Raw genomic sequence first — 14,978 nt, 5'->3', positions numbered from 1 at the left:
GCGCAGCCGTCGAAACGGGCGAAGAAGCCGGCGGGATACTTCAGCGCCGCTCCGTCTTCAATGTTCGGTCATCTGCCCCGGCTGACGCGCGGGCGCATTTCTCCCCAAATCGTTGCCTCGTCCGCCGCCGTTGCCGGCTTGCGGCTGGCGCGGCGGCGGGCCGCCCGCGCCGGGGTGCGGGCCGCCATTGGCGCCACCAGGGCCGTGCGGACCGCCCGCTGCGCCCTGCGGCGGCGGGCCGCCGTGCGGTTGTCCAGGACCGCCGCCATTGTTGCCCTGACCGTTGCCGTGATCGCCGTGGTGCCAGTCGTTGTCGTTCGGATGACCGCGATCCGGATAGCCGCGATAGCCGGAGCCCGACGCCGGGCCGTAGTAGCGTCCCGGACCGTAATCGCCATAGCCGAGGTACACATTGGTTTGCGGCACGACCGCGGCACCCGGCGCGTATGCGGAATCGTCATAACCGTTGTAGCCGCTATAGGCGCCGTAGCCGTTGCCGTACATCGGCGTGCCGTTCGGATAGACCGCGCAGCCGCCGAGCAGCGCGGCGGCCATCAGGCCGACGGAAGGTGCAATGCGTTTCATTTTGTGGGACCGATGCCAGTGCAAAGAAATGTAAGGGTAAGAATAAGACCGTCATTGTCGCCGTCCGTCGCGGCGGCTTTGTATGCGTTTGTAAGCTTTACTTTTGTGTGCCAGCGATGCGCCACTCGTTCCCCAAAGAGGTCTCACTTGACTGTTTCGTATCAAGCAACGATCTATCCCGCGCGGGCGGGTTTTTCCCGATTGTGAATTCCTATAGCATTTCGTTAGGGCATAGTGCGTCATAAGCTCATGCGCCCCTAATTGAAAAACACATCATGAAAAAGACAATATCGGTGTACTGGCCCCTAGCCATCGTTGTACCTCTCGCGGTGCTCGCCTTTCTGCACGTCAACGGCCAAACCGCTTCGCGCGCTTCGCAGATGCCGCTCGACGCCAATCATCTGACCGCCGAACTCGCACGCGCGGTGTCGTACGGCATGATCGACACGGCGTCGGCATTGCCGGCCAAGCCGATGCGTGCCGCCACGGCGACGCCGGCCGCCGAGGCATCGTAAGCCGGCGCGGCGGACCGCGACGCTCCGAAGCCGCTGATCTTGCTGGCTGCGCCCCGCTCGGCGCGAATCTGTCGAGATTTGTATAATCGCGGCGCAGTCCGCTGACTGTCTGACGACCTCACGCGCGGCGCCTCGGGCGTCGAAAATCCCTGATGAAAACTGTGTCCATCTGTTTCGTTTGCCTCGGGAATATCTGCCGTTCACCGACGGCGGAGGGCGTGATGCGTCATCTGGTCGACGAGGCGAAGCTTGCGGACTGCATCCTGATCGATTCGGCCGGCACCGGCAATTGGAACATCGGCGCGGCGCCCGACGAACGCGCGCAACACGCGGCCCGCCAGCGCGGCTATGCGCTCGACGCGCTGCGCGGCCGCCAGATCACGGTCGCGGACTTCGAGCGGTTCGATCTGCTGATTGCCATGGACGACCGAAACGTCGCCGCGTTGCGTCAACTGTGCCCGCGCGCACAGCGCGACAAGATCCGTCTGCTGATGGAGTTCGTGCCTGAGTCGGATGGCCGCTGGAGCGGCGCGCGAGAGGTTGTCGATCCGTATTTCGGCGGCGCGGAAGGCTTCGAGTTGGTGCTCGATCAATGCGAAGCAGCCTGCCGCGGGCTGATCGCCGCGCTGCGCCCGCAGTTGCTCGCGTAGGCATCGGGCGAAGAACGCAGACGCACCACACGGGTGGGGGCGCGGCGTCGACGTATGGCGATCAATTAAGCGAATGACACAAAATTTACCGCCCATACTTGACTAAATTGCTCATGTATTTATACTTGACCAAACTTGTCGAGAATTGCGGTTCCCACATCATATGAGACTCACCACGAAAGGCCGTTTCGCCGTCACGGCGATGATCGACCTGGCGCTGCGCCAGGAGCAGGGCCCGGTGACGCTTGCGGGTATCAGCCAGCGCCAACACATCTCCCTGTCGTATCTCGAGCAGCTGTTTGGCAAGCTGCGCCGTCATGAAATCGTCGAATCCGTGCGCGGACCGGGCGGTGGCTACAATCTCGCGCGCCGTGCCGAAGAGGTGACGGTGGCCGACATCATCATCGCGGTCGACGAACCGCTCGACGCCACCCAGTGCGGCGGTAAGGGCACATGCGAAGGCACCAAGCAGCACGACGGCCACTGCATGACGCATGAGCTGTGGTCGACGCTGAACCAGAAAATGGTCGAATACCTCGATTCGGTTTCGCTGAAGGATCTAGTGGATCAGCAGCGTTCGCGCGAAGGCACGCCGGCCGTGCTGCGCGACAGGCGCAACGACGCGCCGGCGGTCGAACCCGTGCGCGTGGCGCCCAAGGGTCCCAATTCCGTTTTCAACATGGCCGGTTCGTGAAGCGCGGCACGCAAAAGAAAACCCTCGCCGCAGCCCCATATCGAACCCAGAAGCCAGAGCACATGACGTCCCCGGAGCAATTGATGAATAACGACTCTCTCCATCTGCCCATCTACATGGACTACAGCGCCACGACGCCGATCGATCCGCGTGTGGTGGACAAGATGATCCCGTATCTGCGCGAGCAGTTCGGCAATCCCGCGTCGCGTAGTCACGCTTATGGCTGGACCGCCGAGCGCGCAGTCGAGGAAGCGCGCGAGCAGGTGGCCGCGCTAGTGAACGCCGATCCACGCGAAATCATCTGGACCTCGGGTGCGACGGAGTCGGACAACCTCGCTCTGAAAGGTGCCGCGCACTTCTACAAGAGCAAGGGAAAGCACATCATCACGGTGAAGACCGAGCACAAGGCGGTGCTGGACACCACCCGCGAGCTCGAGCGCGAAGGCTTCGAAGTCACCTATCTGGATGTCAAGGACGACGGTCTGATCGACCTCGACGCGTTCAAGGCGGCGCTGCGCCCGGACACGATTCTGGTGTCGGTGATGTCGGTCAACAACGAGATCGGCGTCATCCAGGACATCGAGGCGATTGGCGAGATCACGCGCGAGAAGGGCATCATTTTCCACGTCGACGCGGCGCAGGCCACCGGCAAGATCCAGATCGATCTGCAGAAGCTGAAGGTCGACCTGATGTCGTTCTCGGCGCACAAGACCTACGGCCCGAAGGGCATCGGCGCGCTTTACGTGCGTCGCAAGCCGCGTATCCGTATCGAGGCGCAGATGCACGGCGGCGGTCACGAGCGCGGCATGCGTTCGGGCACGCTCGCCACGCACCAGATCGTCGGCATGGGTGAAGCGTTCCGTATCGCGCGTGAAGAGATGGCGACCGAAAACGAGCGCATCCGCATGCTGCGTGACCGGCTACTGAAAGGCCTGTCGCAAATCGAGGAAGTGTATGTGAACGGCGACATGGAAAAGCGTGTGCCGCACAACCTGAACATCAGCTTCAATTTCGTCGAAGGCGAATCGCTGATCATGGCGGTGAAGGACGTCGCGGTGTCGTCGGGTTCGGCGTGCACGTCGGCGTCGCTGGAGCCGTCGTACGTGCTGCGCGCGCTTGGCCGCAACGACGAACTCGCGCACAGCTCGATCCGCTTCACGGTGGGACGCTTCACGACCGAGCAGGAAGTCGACTACGTGATCAACCTGCTGAAGTCGAAGATTTCCAAGCTGCGCGATCTGTCGCCGCTGTGGGAAATGCACAAGGACGGGATCGATCTGTCGACCATCCAGTGGGCCGCGCACTGACGCGCCGGCTGGACGAAGCGGACGTCGAACGTTCATCGCATTGCAGGTTGAAACGAATCAAGGAGTGTAATCATGGCTTATAGCGACAAGGTCCTCGACCACTACGAAAACCCGCGCAACGTCGGTTCCTTCGCGAAGGACGACGACACGGTCGGTACCGGCATGGTCGGCGCGCCGGCCTGCGGCGACGTGATGAAGCTGCAGATCCGCGTCGGCGCGGACGGCATCATCGAAGACGCGAAGTTCAAGACCTACGGCTGCGGCTCGGCCATCGCATCGAGCTCGCTCGTCACCGAATGGGTGAAGGGCAAGACGCTCGACCAGGCGATGTCGATCAAGAACACGCAGATCGCCGAAGAACTGGCACTGCCGCCGGTGAAGATCCATTGCTCGATCCTCGCGGAAGACGCGATCAAGGCAGCGGTCGCCGACTACAAGCAGCGCCACGGCGAAGCAGCGCTTGCCGAAGACGGCAAGGCCGCCTGAGCAACTGGGTAAGAACGGAGTAACCGGTGAGCGCAGCGCGGACACGCGCGCCGCGCGCTCTGGCAACTGAGAAACGTTATGGCAATTACGTTGACCGAAAAGGCAGCACAGCACGTCCAGAAGTATCTGACCCGCCGCGGTAAGGGCATCGGGTTGCGCGTCGGCGTGCGCACCACCGGTTGCTCGGGCCTCGCCTACAAGCTCGAGTACGTGGACGAAGTCGCGCCTGAAGATCAGGTGTTCGAGACGGGCGGCGTGAAGGTCGTCGTCGACCCGAAGAGTCTCGCGTATATCGACGGCACGGAGCTCGACTTCGCACGCGAAGGGCTGAACGAAGGCTTCAGGTTCAACAACCCGAACGTGAAAGACGAATGCGGCTGCGGCGAGTCGTTCCGCGTCTAGATTCGTTACCTTCCGCGTGCGGCGGATAAAAGGCGGCGCGGGCCGCCTTTTTAGTTTGATCCGCGCTCCACTGAACCGGTCACGCCTGACAAGGCCCGACTTCTCCATACCAGTTTTCATCAACGGACTTTAATCCGATGGCCTCGCTGAACGACAGCCACTTCGATCTGTTTGGTCTGCCGGCGCAATTCGCGCTCGACGCGAGCACGCTCGATCACGCGTACCGCACCGTGCAGGCGCAGGTGCATCCGGATCGCTTCGCGGCGGCCGGCGATGCGCAAAAGCGTATCGCGATGCAGTGGGCGACGCGCGCGAACGAGGCCTATCAGACGCTGCGCGATCCGCTCAAGCGCGCGACCTATCTGCTGTCGTTGCGCGGCATCAACGTCGGCGCGGAGAACAACACGGCGATGGAGCCCGCGTTCCTGATGCAGCAGATGGAGTGGCGCGAGAACATCGAGGACGCGGCCGCGGCGAAGAACGTCGACGCGCTCGACGCGCTGCTCATCGAGTTGCGCGACGAGGAGCGTCGGCGCTTCGACAAGCTCGGCGCATCGCTCGATCACGGCGCGAATCAGGCGGCGGGCGAGGCGGTGCGGCAGCTGATGTTCATCGAGCGCGTCGCGTCGGAAATCGATGCCCAGATCGAGCGGCTCGAAGGCTAGCGCGCTTTCGCGCGACGCGCGCAAAAGCGCGGCGCGGGCAAGCAACAGTAGGCAGCGACGTACTAAGCGACAAACAAAAAACCAGAGCGGCCGCGAGCCGCGGCATCACCCCAGCAACGCGAACATTCAGGACGGGGCACAACGTCCCCGAGAAGATCCAGATGGCCTTACTGCAAATCTCCGAACCCGGCATGGCGCCGGCGCCTCACCAGCGGCGTCTGGCGGTCGGTATCGATCTCGGCACCACCAACTCCCTCGTCGCCGCCGTGCGCAGCGGCGTGCCCGATGTGCTGCCCGACGAAGACGGGCACGTGCTGCTGCCGTCGGTGGTGCGTTACCTGGAGCAGGGCGGCCGTCGCATCGGCCGCCGGGCGAAGGCCGAAGCCGCGACCGACCCGCGCAACACGATCGTGTCGGTCAAGCGCTTCATGGGCCGCGGCAAGGCCGAGGTGGAGGGCGCCGAAAACGCGCCGTACGACTTCGTCGATGCTCCCGGCATGGTGCAGATCCGCACTGTCGACGGCGTGAAGAGCCCGGTCGAAGTGTCGGCTGAAATTCTCGCGACGCTGCGCCAGCGCGCCGAAGACACGCTCGGCGACGAGCTCGTCGGCGCGGTAATCACGGTGCCCGCTTACTTCGACGAAGCGCAGCGCCAGGCGACCAAGGACGCCGCGCGCCTCGCGGGGCTGAATGTGCTGCGTCTGCTCAACGAACCGACCGCTGCGGCGATCGCCTACGGTCTCGACAACGGCGCGGAAGGTTTGTACGCGGTCTACGACCTCGGCGGCGGCACCTTCGACCTGTCGATCCTGAAGCTCACCAAGGGCGTTTTCGAAGTGCTCGCGGCGGGCGGCGATTCCGCGCTCGGTGGCGACGACTTCGACCATGCGCTATATCGCCATGTGCTCGAACAGGCCGGCATCGCGTCAAAGACGCTCGCGCCGCACGACGTGCGCCTGCTGCTCGATAGCGTGCGCGAGGCCAAGGAGGCGCTGTCGAGCGCGTCGCAAACCACCCTCGAGCTCACGCTTGCCAACGGCACCGCGCTCGATCTGACGATCGACGAAGCCACTTTCGAGACCATCACGGCCGCGCTGGTGCAACGCACGCTGGGCCCGACGAAAAAGGCGCTGCGCGACGCGAAGGTCACCACGAAGGAAATCAAGGGCGTCGTGCTGGTCGGCGGCGCGACGCGCATGCCGGTGATCCGCCGCGCGGTCGAGGCGTTCTTCGGCCAGCCGCCGCTCGTCAATCTCGATCCGGATCAGGTCGTCGCACTCGGCGCCGCGATCCAGGCCGATCTGCTGGCCGGCAACCGCGGGGCGGAAGGCGACGAATGGCTACTGCTCGACGTGATTCCGCTGTCGCTCGGCGTCGAGACGATGGGTGGCCTCACCGAAAAGATCATTCCGCGCAACTCGACGATTCCAGTCGCGCGTGCGCAGGATTTCACGACCTTCAAGGACGGCCAGACCGCGATGGCGATTCACGTCGTCCAAGGCGAGCGCGAGCTCGTCAGCGATTGCCGTTCGCTCGCGCGCTTCGAGCTGCGCGGCATTCCGCCGATGGCCGCCGGCGCCGCGCGCATTCGCGTGACCTATCAGGTCGACGCCGACGGCCTGCTGTCGGTGTTTGCGCGCGAGCTGGCGTCGGGCGTGGAGGCATCGGTCGTCGTGAAGCCTTCGTATGGCCTCGCCGACGACGACATCGCGCGCATGCTCGAAGACAGCTTTTCGACCGCTGAAATCGACATGCGCGCGCGCGCATTGCGCGAGGCACAGGTCGAAGCGCAGCGTCTCGTCGAAGCGACCGACGCGGCGCTCGCCGCCGACGCCGAGCTGCTCGACGACAGCGAACGCGCCGAACTCGACGCGCTGCTCGCCGCGCTGCGCAACGTCGCGCCAGGCGAAGACGTCGGCGCGATCGAAGCCGCGACGAAGGCGCTCGCCGAAGGCACCGACGAATTCGCCGCGCGCCGCATGAACAAGGGAATTCGCCGCGCGCTGTCGGGCCGCAAGCTCGACGAGATCTGAACGGGCGAGCGTAGCGGCAGCAACGTGCACGCGACGCGCGCTCAGGCCACGCACGAACTGCGCCCCCCACGAACCACCGATCGCGCCCGCGCGGACTTAAAAAGTCCGCGCGGCGCCAGTAAAATGGCACGGAGCCTGCACCCGGCATTGCTGGCAGCCGCCGTGCCTCAGACCCAAACGGAAACTGTATGCCTCAAATCGTTGTGCTGCCTCACGTCGAACTGTGCCCGGAAGGCGCGGTGATCGACGCCGTTCCCGGCAAGAGCATCTGCGACAACCTGCTCGATAACGGTATCGAAATCGAGCATGCGTGCGAGAAGTCGTGCGCGTGCACGACCTGCCACGTAATCGTGCGTGAGGGTTTCGCCGCCTTGACGCCATCCGAGGAAGACGAGGACGATCTGTTGGACAAGGCATGGGGGCTGGAACCGGCTTCGCGCTTGTCGTGTCAGGCGGTCATGCCGGACGAGCAGGATCTGGTCGTCGAAATTCCGCGTTACTCGATCAATCACGCGAAGGAAAATCACTAACAGGAGGGTGCCGCCATGAAGTGGACCGATACGCAAGACATCGCGATGGCTCTGACGGACAAGCATCAGGACGTCGATCCACAGCAGGTGCGTTTCACCGACCTGCACCGCTGGGTGACCGAGCTCGAAGGCTTCGACGACGATCCGAACCGTTCGAGCGAAAAGATTCTCGAAGCGATTCAGGCGGCATGGATCGAAGACGCGGATTATTGAACGCGTGTTCGAACGGCTGCACTGAACTCCAAAGAAAAGGCGATTCCGATGGAATCGCCTTTTTTCATGGCGCGTCGACGAAAGTTGGGCGCCGAACTCAGCTCAGTCGGCGACGAGGCCGCCGTTCTGAACGTGCACGCGCTCGCCGTCGCGCAACGGCGGCGCCTCGCTATAGGTGAAGTAGCGCGTCTTGCCGTCTTCCATGTGCACGCGCACCGAATACGACGTCGTGCTGCGCAGATGTTTTTCGACCGAGTTGCCGGCGAACCCGCCGCCCAGCGCGCCGAGCAGCGTCATCGCGGTACGCCCGCCGCCGGCGCCGAATTGATTACCGACGACGCCCCCGGCCACCGCACCGCCGACCGCGCCAATGCCGGTGCCATGTCCTTCATGCCGAACCGCCGAGATCGCGACGACGGTGCCGCAAGTCGAGCAATAAGCGGCATGCGGCGCCGGCTGCTGCGCATACTGCGGCGCGGCCTGTGCCTGCTGTTGCTGCGCGTATTGCTGTTGGGTCGGAGCGGCGGCAGGGGCGGCCGGCACCGCTTGCTGAGCCTGATCTTGCCGCTGTTGCGCAGATGGCTTGACCGGCGCGGCCGAATCGACGACGCCTGGCGCTTGCGTGCTGACCTGCGCGGCCTGCGTCTGATCGTTCTGTGCGCCGTTACCCGACGCCTTCGGGAACACGCCGGTGATCGCCGCGGTAGCGACGAGACTCGCGACGAGCACCGCGCCGGCGGCCACCGCGATCAAGGGATGAAGACGACGTGGCTGCGTGGGTTGATGAGTAGGGTTGTCCATGTAGGGCCTCCGTTTCTGACAGAGCCGACTTCTTGTGAGACTGAGTGTCGGGCAATTCGATCCGGGCAGCGTTTCTATTTGTAACCGCTCAGGTGGCGCCCTCGGGCGTGGGTAGGCGCCCTTCACGCGGTGCGCTTTGGTGTCAACAAACTTCTAAGACCATCGAGGCCGCGGCGACTTGCGCGCGAACGAGCAGCTTTTACCGCTGGTTACAAACGTTGAGAAGCAGAAAACGGTCCCGCAAAGCGAAAACGCGCGCATAAGAAAACGCCCGGCATCAACCGGGCGCTCTTCAAACCATCGCATTGCGCGCGAAGCACAACGAGCGCTCGCGCCGAGCGTCGCTCAGTCTTCGCGACGCAGATGCGGGAACAGAATCACGTCGCGGATGCTCGGGCTATCGGTCAGCATCATGACCAGACGATCGATGCCGATACCGCAGCCGCCCGCCGGCGGCATGCCGTACTCGAGCGCGCGGATGTAGTCGGCGTCGTAGAACATCGCTTCCTCGTCGCCGGCGTCTTTCTGGTCGACCTGCTTCCTGAAGCGCGCGGCCTGATCTTCCGGATCGTTCAGCTCCGAGAAGCCGTTGGCGATTTCGCGGCCGGTGATGAACAGCTCGAAACGCTCGGTGATGCCTGCCACCTTGTCCGACGCACGCGCGAGCGGCGACACCTCGATCGGGTAGTCGATGATGTAGGTCGGCTCCCACAGTTGCGACTCGGCGGTCTCTTCGAACAGCGCCAGTTGCAGCGAGCCGACGCCCGCATTGAGGAACTGCGGCTGCGACGCATCGACGCCGAACTTCTTCAGCTCGGCGCGCAGGAACGTGCCGTCGGCGAGCTGCTCGTTCGTGTATTGCGGCGCGTATTTCTGGATCGCCTGCGTGATCGTGAGCCGATGGAACGGCTTCGACAGATCGAGCTCGCGGCCCTGATAAGTGATGGTGGCCGTGCCGAGCGCATCGATCGCCGCCTGGCGAATCAGCTGCTCGGTGAAGTCCATCAGCCACTTGTAATCGGTGTAGGCCGCGTAGAACTCGATCATCGTGAATTCCGGGTTGTGGCGCACGGATACGCCCTCGTTGCGGAAATTACGATTGATCTCGAACACGCGCTCGAAGCCGCCCACCACCAGCCGCTTCAGGTACAGCTCCGGCGCGATGCGCAGGAACATCTGCATGTCGAGCGCATTGTGGTGCGTCGAGAACGGCTTGGCCGCCGCGCCGCCCGGAATCGGGTGCAGCATCGGTGTTTCGACTTCCATGAAGTTCGCGTCGGCCATGTACTTGCGGATCGACGAAATCGCCTTCGTGCGCGCGACGAACGTGCGGCGCGTTTCCGGCGTGACGATCAGATCGACATAGCGCTGGCGGTACTTCATTTCCTGGTCGGCGAGACCGTGGAACTTGTCCGGCAGCGGACGCAGCGACTTCGACAGCAGACGCAGCTCCGTGCAGCGCACCGATAGCTCGCCCTTGTTGGTGCGGAACAGCACGCCGCGCGCGGCGACGATGTCGCCCATGTCCCACTTCTTGAACGCGTCGTAGGTCTCCTGACCGACGTCGGCCGGTGTGATGAAGAACTGGATCTGACCCGAGCCGTCGCGCACGGTCGCGAAACTTGCCTTGCCCATCACGCGTTTCAGCATCATGCGGCCAGCGATCGCGACTTCGAGCGGATTCGCTTCGAGTGCTTCCTTGTCGGTGTGCTCGTACTGCGCCTGCAGATCTTCAGCGTGGTGCGTGGGACGGAAATCGTTCGGATAGGCGACGCCTCGCTCACGCAGTTCGCGCAGCTTTTCGCGGCGCTCGGCGATGATCTTGTTGTCGTCCGCTTCGGGCACGACAGTCGGCTGGATCGGTTCAGTCATGATGATTTGGTATTCGGTGGCCCGCCGCGGAGTGCTCCGCTGGCGGGAAGCCAGTCAGTGTAAAAACCTCAGGCGGTACTGGAAAAACGGCGAACAAATAGCGTGGAAGCAACGCAAAAGCAGCAACGAAGAAGGCGCGGTCCCGATCGGTGAACGGGGCCGCGCCGTGCGCGCCTAGACGCCCTGTTTCAGGCTCGCGCTGATGAACGGATCGAGGTCACCGTCGAGCACGCTCTTCGTATTGCTGATTTCGACGTTGGTGCGCAGATCCTTGATGCGGCTGTTGTCGAGCACGTACGAACGGATCTGATGGCCCCAACCCACATCGGTCTTGCCGGCTTCCAGCTTGTCCTGCTCGACCTGACGCTTGCGGATTTCCGCTTCGTACAGGCGCGATTTCAGCATCGCCATGGCTTCGGCGCGGTTGCGGTGCTGCGAGCGGTCGTTCTGGCACTGCACGACGATGCCCGACGGCATGTGCGTGATACGCACCGCGGAGTCGGTCTTGTTGATGTGCTGACCGCCCGCGCCCGAAGCACGGTACGTGTCGATGCGCAGGTCGGCCGGGTTGATGTCGACTTCGATCGAGTCGTCGATTTCCGGGTACACGAACACCGACGAGAACGACGTGTGACGACCGCCCGACGAGTCGAACGGCGACTTGCGCACGAGCCGGTGCACGCCGGTTTCGGTACGCAGGAAGCCGTACGCGTATTCGCCTTCGATCTTGATCGTCGCGTTCTTGATGCCGGCGACGTCGCCTTCGGTCTGCTCGAGCACTTCGGTCTTGAAGCCCTTGCGCTCGCAATAACGCAGATACTGGCGCAGCAGCATCGACGCCCAGTCGCACGCCTCGGTGCCGCCGGCGCCGGCCTGGATGTCGAGAAAGGCGTTGTTGGGATCGGCCGGGTTCGCGAACATCCGGCGGAATTCCATGTCGGCGACGCGTGCCTCGATGGCCTGGGCGTCACCCTCGCAGGCGAGCAGCGTGTCGTCGTCGGCTTCTTCGCGTGCCATCTCGAACAGGTCTTGCGCGTCGCGCACGTCGTTCGTGATCGACGTGAGCTTGCCGACCGTGTCGTCGAGCAGCTTCTTTTCCTTACCGAGCGCTTGGGCGTGCTTCGAGTCGTTCCAGACGTCCGGGTCTTCGAGTTCCCGGTTGACTTCGATTAGACGCAGTGCTTTGTCGTCGTAGTCAAAGATACCCCCGTAGGTCGTCCGCGCGCTTGCGCAGGTCGGCCAGAGAGGCTTCGATCGCGTTGAGACGTTCCGCTTCCATGTCGATCTTCTATTCTGCGTAAAAAGCAGAAATTATAGCCGATCGGCACGCCGCGCCGGAGCCTCGCGGGCGATCTGGCGCGTGTTCGCGATTGATTTTGCGGAAGATTTCAGCTCACCGCGTGCTCGACGATCAGTTGCACGCGCGACACGCCGTTCCATGTATCGCTCGCGAGCCGATAGGCGACGGTGGTGCGCGCAGGCAGCGTGTCGGTGTGATTGAACCAGATCGCGTTGAAGCGCTGGCGGCCGCGCAGCAGTTGCAGCTTCAGGTGCTTGTCCTTCACCAACGCCTGCGAGGCGACCGCGAATTCGCCGGAGAACACCGGCGCCGGAAAACCCTGGCCCCAGACGGCCGCGTCGAGCATTTCGACGAATTGCGGCGTGAAGTACGCGTCTTCGAGCTCGCCGTCGGTTTCGATCGTGCGCGCGAGCGCCTGCGCGGACAGCCATTCGCGGCCGACCGCCTCGAACGCGGCGGTGAAGCGCGGCACGTCGGCGGCGGCGATCGTCAGGCCCGCGGCCATCGCGTGGCCGCCGAATTTGACGATCAGGTCCGGCTCGCGCTTCGAGATCAGATCGAGCGCGTCGCGCAGGTGGAAGCCCGCGATCGAGCGGCCCGAGCCCTTGACGAGCATGCCGGTATCGTCGGCCGGCGCGAACGTGAACGACGGGCGGTGGAACTTCTCTTTCAGCCGTCCCGCGACGATGCCGATCACGCCCTGATGCCAGCCCGGATTGAACAACGTGATCGTGGTCGCGCCGTCGGGATCGACCGTCGACAGGTCGTCCAGCGCCTGCTGCTGCATGCCCGCCTCGATTTCACGGCGCTCGCGGTTCATCGTGTCGAGCTGCTGCGCGAGTTCCCATGCGCGGCCGACGTCGTCGGTGCTCAGGCATTCGATGCCGAGCGACATGTCCGACAGCCGTCCCGCCGCGTTCAGGCGCGGTCCCAGCGCGAAGCCGAGGTCGAAGCCGGACGCGTTGCGCGCATCGCGCGCGGCGGCCCGAAACAGCGCGGCGATGCCCGGCTGCATGCGGCCGCGGCGGATGCGCTGCAGACCTTGCGCGACCAGCACGCGGTTGTTGCCGTCGAGTTTGACGACATCGGCGACGGTGCCGAGTGCGACCAGATCGAGCAGGCCGTCGAGGCGCGGCTCGGGCAGCGCGTCGCCGAACGCCCCACGGCGGCGCAGCTCGGCGCGCAGCGCGAGCAGCACGTAGAACATCACGCCGACGCCGGCGAGGCACTTGCTCGGGAACGTGCAGCCCGGCTGGTTCGGATTGACGATTGCGCGCGCGGCGGGCAGTTCGTCGCCGGGCAGGTGGTGGTCGGTGACGAGCACGTCGATGCCAAGGGCGTTGGCTGCCGCGACGCCGTCGACGCTCGCGATGCCGTTGTCGACGGTGATCAGCAGATCGGGTTTGCCGGCCGCGCCACGCGCCGCCAGCTCGACGATGTCCGGCGTGAGCCCGTAGCCGTGCTCCATGCGGTTCGGCACCAGGTAGTCGATGCGCGCGCCGAACATGCGCAGCCCGCGCACCGCGACCGCGCAGGCGGTCGCGCCGTCGCAGTCGTAGTCGGCGACGACCAGCATGCGGCGCTGCTGCTGCAGCGCGTCGGCGAGCAGCGCGGCGGCCGCGTCGCAGCCCTTCAGTTCGGCTGGCGGCACGAGCCGCGCGAGGCCGGTTTCGACGTCCTCGGGCAGGCACACGCCGCGCGATGCGTACAGGCGCGCGAGCACCGGATGCAGGCCGCAGCGGGTCAGCACTTCGGCGTCGACGGGGGAGCAGGGGCGCGTAACGATTCGGGTCATGCGGAAGGGCCGTGGATCATTCGATGAAAAGCGAGACCAGCACGCGCCGCCGCCAGAATTTGCGCAGATCGCCGCGCGTGACCGTCAGCGTCACCGAGCCGGTGTCGCCGCACAGCGTGAGGCCGAGCTCGGCGAGTTCGCCCGACTGGAGAGCCGCGAGCGCGGGCGCGAACCAGTCGGTCTGCAGCGCGGCGAATGCCTGGTTCCAGCGCGCCCAGTCCTGTTCGATGTAGGGCGCGGAGAAGGGGTCGAGTTCGACGAGCGTTGCGCCGCTGCCGTTGGTGGTACCGCGCAGCGCCGCGGCCAGTTCGCGATACGACGCCGGCGGCGCGCCTGTCGCGACCCCGGCGCTGAGCGCGAGACCGCGCGTTGCGGCGGCATCGGACAGCACCTGCGCGAACGGACTGCGCACGCTCCGCGCGGCGCCTTGCGCGTGAAACCAGATCGAGTTGACGGCCGGCAGCCCGCGCGCCTCCCGCGCTTCGTTGACCGGATGCTCGAACCACGCCATCTGCACTTCGTTCTGCAGCTTCATCCACGCGCGAGAGCGTTCGCCGGAATGCGCTTCGTGCGGCAACCAGATCTCGATGTTGCGGCCGCTCGCGCGCAACGGCGACGCGCCCGCGAGCGAGCCGAAAGCGTCGCTCGACAGATACCAGCGGATTGGCTTGGGCGCCTCGATGCGCACGCCGAGTTCCTCGATCAGCGGACGCGCAAGCGCGAGCAGCGTGCTCGCTTCGTCGTCCGACAGATTGAGCGACGCCGGGTCGATCAGCACCAGGTGGTCGTGCGCGATGTGCACGTGTACCGGCTGCACGCAGGCCCACGTCGCGTTGCCGGGTTCGCCGCCGTCGGCGCGCAGCATGTAGGGCGCGAGCGGGGCTTCGTCGGCGGCGGCCGAGGCGCCGTCGGGCAGCGCGCCGAATTGTCGCGCGACCCAGCGCTCGTGCGGCAGCGTGCGCTGAAAATCCTCGCCGATCACGCGTTCGATCAGCGTCGCGCGCGCGATCAGCCTGTCGAGAGCGGGACACTGGATGTCGTGAAGCGCGGTGGAGGCGTCGGCCGCGGCAGGCAGCGCGAAGGGCAGCAGAAGATGGAGGCGGTCGGCAGGCATGATGCTGCGCATTGTA

Annotated in this window: 16 protein-coding genes; 10 read left to right on the top strand and 6 right to left on the bottom strand. The window is 64.8% G+C overall.

Annotation, left to right across the window (positions count from 1 at the left end; genetic code table 11):
* Positions 1 to 57: 57 nt before the first annotated feature.
* The gene (locus HWY30_RS14600) at positions 58 to 585 is read right to left on the bottom strand and encodes a hypothetical protein (protein ID WP_244144910.1); all 528 of its coding nucleotides are present in this window, start codon (positions 583 to 585) and stop codon (positions 58 to 60) included.
* A gap of 275 nt (positions 586 to 860) precedes the next feature.
* Here HWY30_RS14600 and HWY30_RS14595 point away from each other — a divergent pair, with 275 nt between their 5' ends.
* From HWY30_RS14595 to iscX, 10 genes are all read left to right on the top strand, one after another.
* The gene (locus HWY30_RS14595; RefSeq protein ID WP_090800800.1) at positions 861 to 1,100 is read left to right on the top strand and encodes a hypothetical protein; all 240 of its coding nucleotides are present in this window, start codon (positions 861 to 863) and stop codon (positions 1,098 to 1,100) included.
* A 152-nt stretch (positions 1,101 to 1,252) separates the two neighbouring features.
* Positions 1,253 to 1,750, top strand: a complete 498-nt coding sequence (locus HWY30_RS14590; protein ID WP_090800798.1) for a low molecular weight protein-tyrosine-phosphatase — start codon at positions 1,253 to 1,255, stop codon at positions 1,748 to 1,750.
* A gap of 163 nt (positions 1,751 to 1,913) precedes the next feature.
* Positions 1,914 to 2,444: a Fe-S cluster assembly transcriptional regulator IscR gene (iscR, locus tag HWY30_RS14585; protein WP_018417524.1), complete on the top strand. Its 531-nt coding sequence runs from the start codon at positions 1,914 to 1,916 to the stop codon at positions 2,442 to 2,444.
* A gap of 83 nt (positions 2,445 to 2,527) precedes the next feature.
* Entirely contained in the window at positions 2,528 to 3,751 is a 1,224-nt protein-coding gene (locus HWY30_RS14580; RefSeq protein WP_090805366.1) for an IscS subfamily cysteine desulfurase, read from the top strand.
* A 72-nt stretch (positions 3,752 to 3,823) separates the two neighbouring features.
* Positions 3,824 to 4,237, top strand: a complete 414-nt coding sequence (gene iscU / locus HWY30_RS14575) for a Fe-S cluster assembly scaffold IscU (RefSeq protein WP_090800797.1) — start codon at positions 3,824 to 3,826, stop codon at positions 4,235 to 4,237.
* A gap of 78 nt (positions 4,238 to 4,315) precedes the next feature.
* The gene (gene iscA / locus HWY30_RS14570; RefSeq protein WP_090800794.1) at positions 4,316 to 4,639 is read left to right on the top strand and encodes an iron-sulfur cluster assembly protein IscA; all 324 of its coding nucleotides are present in this window, start codon (positions 4,316 to 4,318) and stop codon (positions 4,637 to 4,639) included.
* Positions 4,640 to 4,776: 137 nt separating this feature from the next.
* Complete coding sequence (gene hscB, locus HWY30_RS14565; protein WP_090800792.1) at positions 4,777 to 5,304, top strand: Fe-S protein assembly co-chaperone HscB; 528 nt, start codon at positions 4,777 to 4,779, stop codon at positions 5,302 to 5,304.
* A 161-nt stretch (positions 5,305 to 5,465) separates the two neighbouring features.
* Positions 5,466 to 7,337: a Fe-S protein assembly chaperone HscA gene (hscA, locus tag HWY30_RS14560; RefSeq protein ID WP_090800790.1), complete on the top strand. Its 1,872-nt coding sequence runs from the start codon at positions 5,466 to 5,468 to the stop codon at positions 7,335 to 7,337.
* A 188-nt stretch (positions 7,338 to 7,525) separates the two neighbouring features.
* A complete protein-coding gene (fdx, locus tag HWY30_RS14555) occupies positions 7,526 to 7,867 on the top strand; it encodes an ISC system 2Fe-2S type ferredoxin (RefSeq protein ID WP_090800789.1) in 342 nt (113 codons plus the stop codon).
* A 15-nt stretch (positions 7,868 to 7,882) separates the two neighbouring features.
* The gene (iscX, locus tag HWY30_RS14550; protein WP_027198111.1) at positions 7,883 to 8,080 is read left to right on the top strand and encodes a Fe-S cluster assembly protein IscX; all 198 of its coding nucleotides are present in this window, start codon (positions 7,883 to 7,885) and stop codon (positions 8,078 to 8,080) included.
* Between the two features lie 102 nt (positions 8,081 to 8,182).
* Here the strand turns inward: iscX and HWY30_RS14545 are convergent, their stop codons facing one another.
* The 5 genes from HWY30_RS14545 to HWY30_RS14525 all read right to left on the bottom strand — a co-directional run bounded on the left by HWY30_RS14545 (position 8,183) and on the right by HWY30_RS14525 (position 14,974).
* On the bottom strand, positions 8,183 to 8,881 hold the full coding sequence (locus HWY30_RS14545; protein ID WP_090800787.1) for a glycine zipper 2TM domain-containing protein: 699 nt from the start codon (positions 8,879 to 8,881) through the stop codon (positions 8,183 to 8,185).
* 345 nt (positions 8,882 to 9,226) lie between these two features.
* Positions 9,227 to 10,753 carry a lysine--tRNA ligase gene (lysS, locus tag HWY30_RS14540; protein ID WP_090800785.1) on the bottom strand — a complete coding sequence of 509 codons (1,527 nt, stop codon included), beginning with the start codon at positions 10,751 to 10,753 and terminating at the stop codon, positions 9,227 to 9,229.
* A 174-nt stretch (positions 10,754 to 10,927) separates the two neighbouring features.
* Positions 10,928 to 12,032, bottom strand: a protein-coding gene (gene prfB / locus HWY30_RS14535) for a peptide chain release factor 2 (RefSeq protein ID WP_143037107.1) whose coding sequence is annotated in 2 segments (ribosomal slippage) — positions 10,928 to 11,950 and positions 11,952 to 12,032 — 1,104 coding nt in all. Because the reading frame shifts where the segments join, the coding sequence is not laid out codon by codon here.
* A 109-nt stretch (positions 12,033 to 12,141) separates the two neighbouring features.
* Positions 12,142 to 13,848 carry a single-stranded-DNA-specific exonuclease RecJ gene (gene recJ / locus HWY30_RS14530; protein WP_090800781.1) on the bottom strand — a complete coding sequence of 569 codons (1,707 nt, stop codon included), beginning with the start codon at positions 13,846 to 13,848 and terminating at the stop codon, positions 12,142 to 12,144.
* A 16-nt stretch (positions 13,849 to 13,864) separates the two neighbouring features.
* Positions 13,865 to 14,974: a regulator gene (locus HWY30_RS14525; RefSeq protein WP_090800780.1), complete on the bottom strand. Its 1,110-nt coding sequence runs from the start codon at positions 14,972 to 14,974 to the stop codon at positions 13,865 to 13,867.
* Positions 14,975 to 14,978 lie beyond the last annotated feature (4 nt).

This window comes from Paraburkholderia tuberum STM678 (genome assembly GCF_902833905.1).
GTDB classification, from domain to species: domain Bacteria; phylum Pseudomonadota; class Gammaproteobacteria; order Burkholderiales; family Burkholderiaceae; genus Paraburkholderia; species Paraburkholderia tuberum.
Note: the sequence above shows the minus strand (reverse complement) of the source record. Positions and strands in the feature narration are given on the sequence as shown.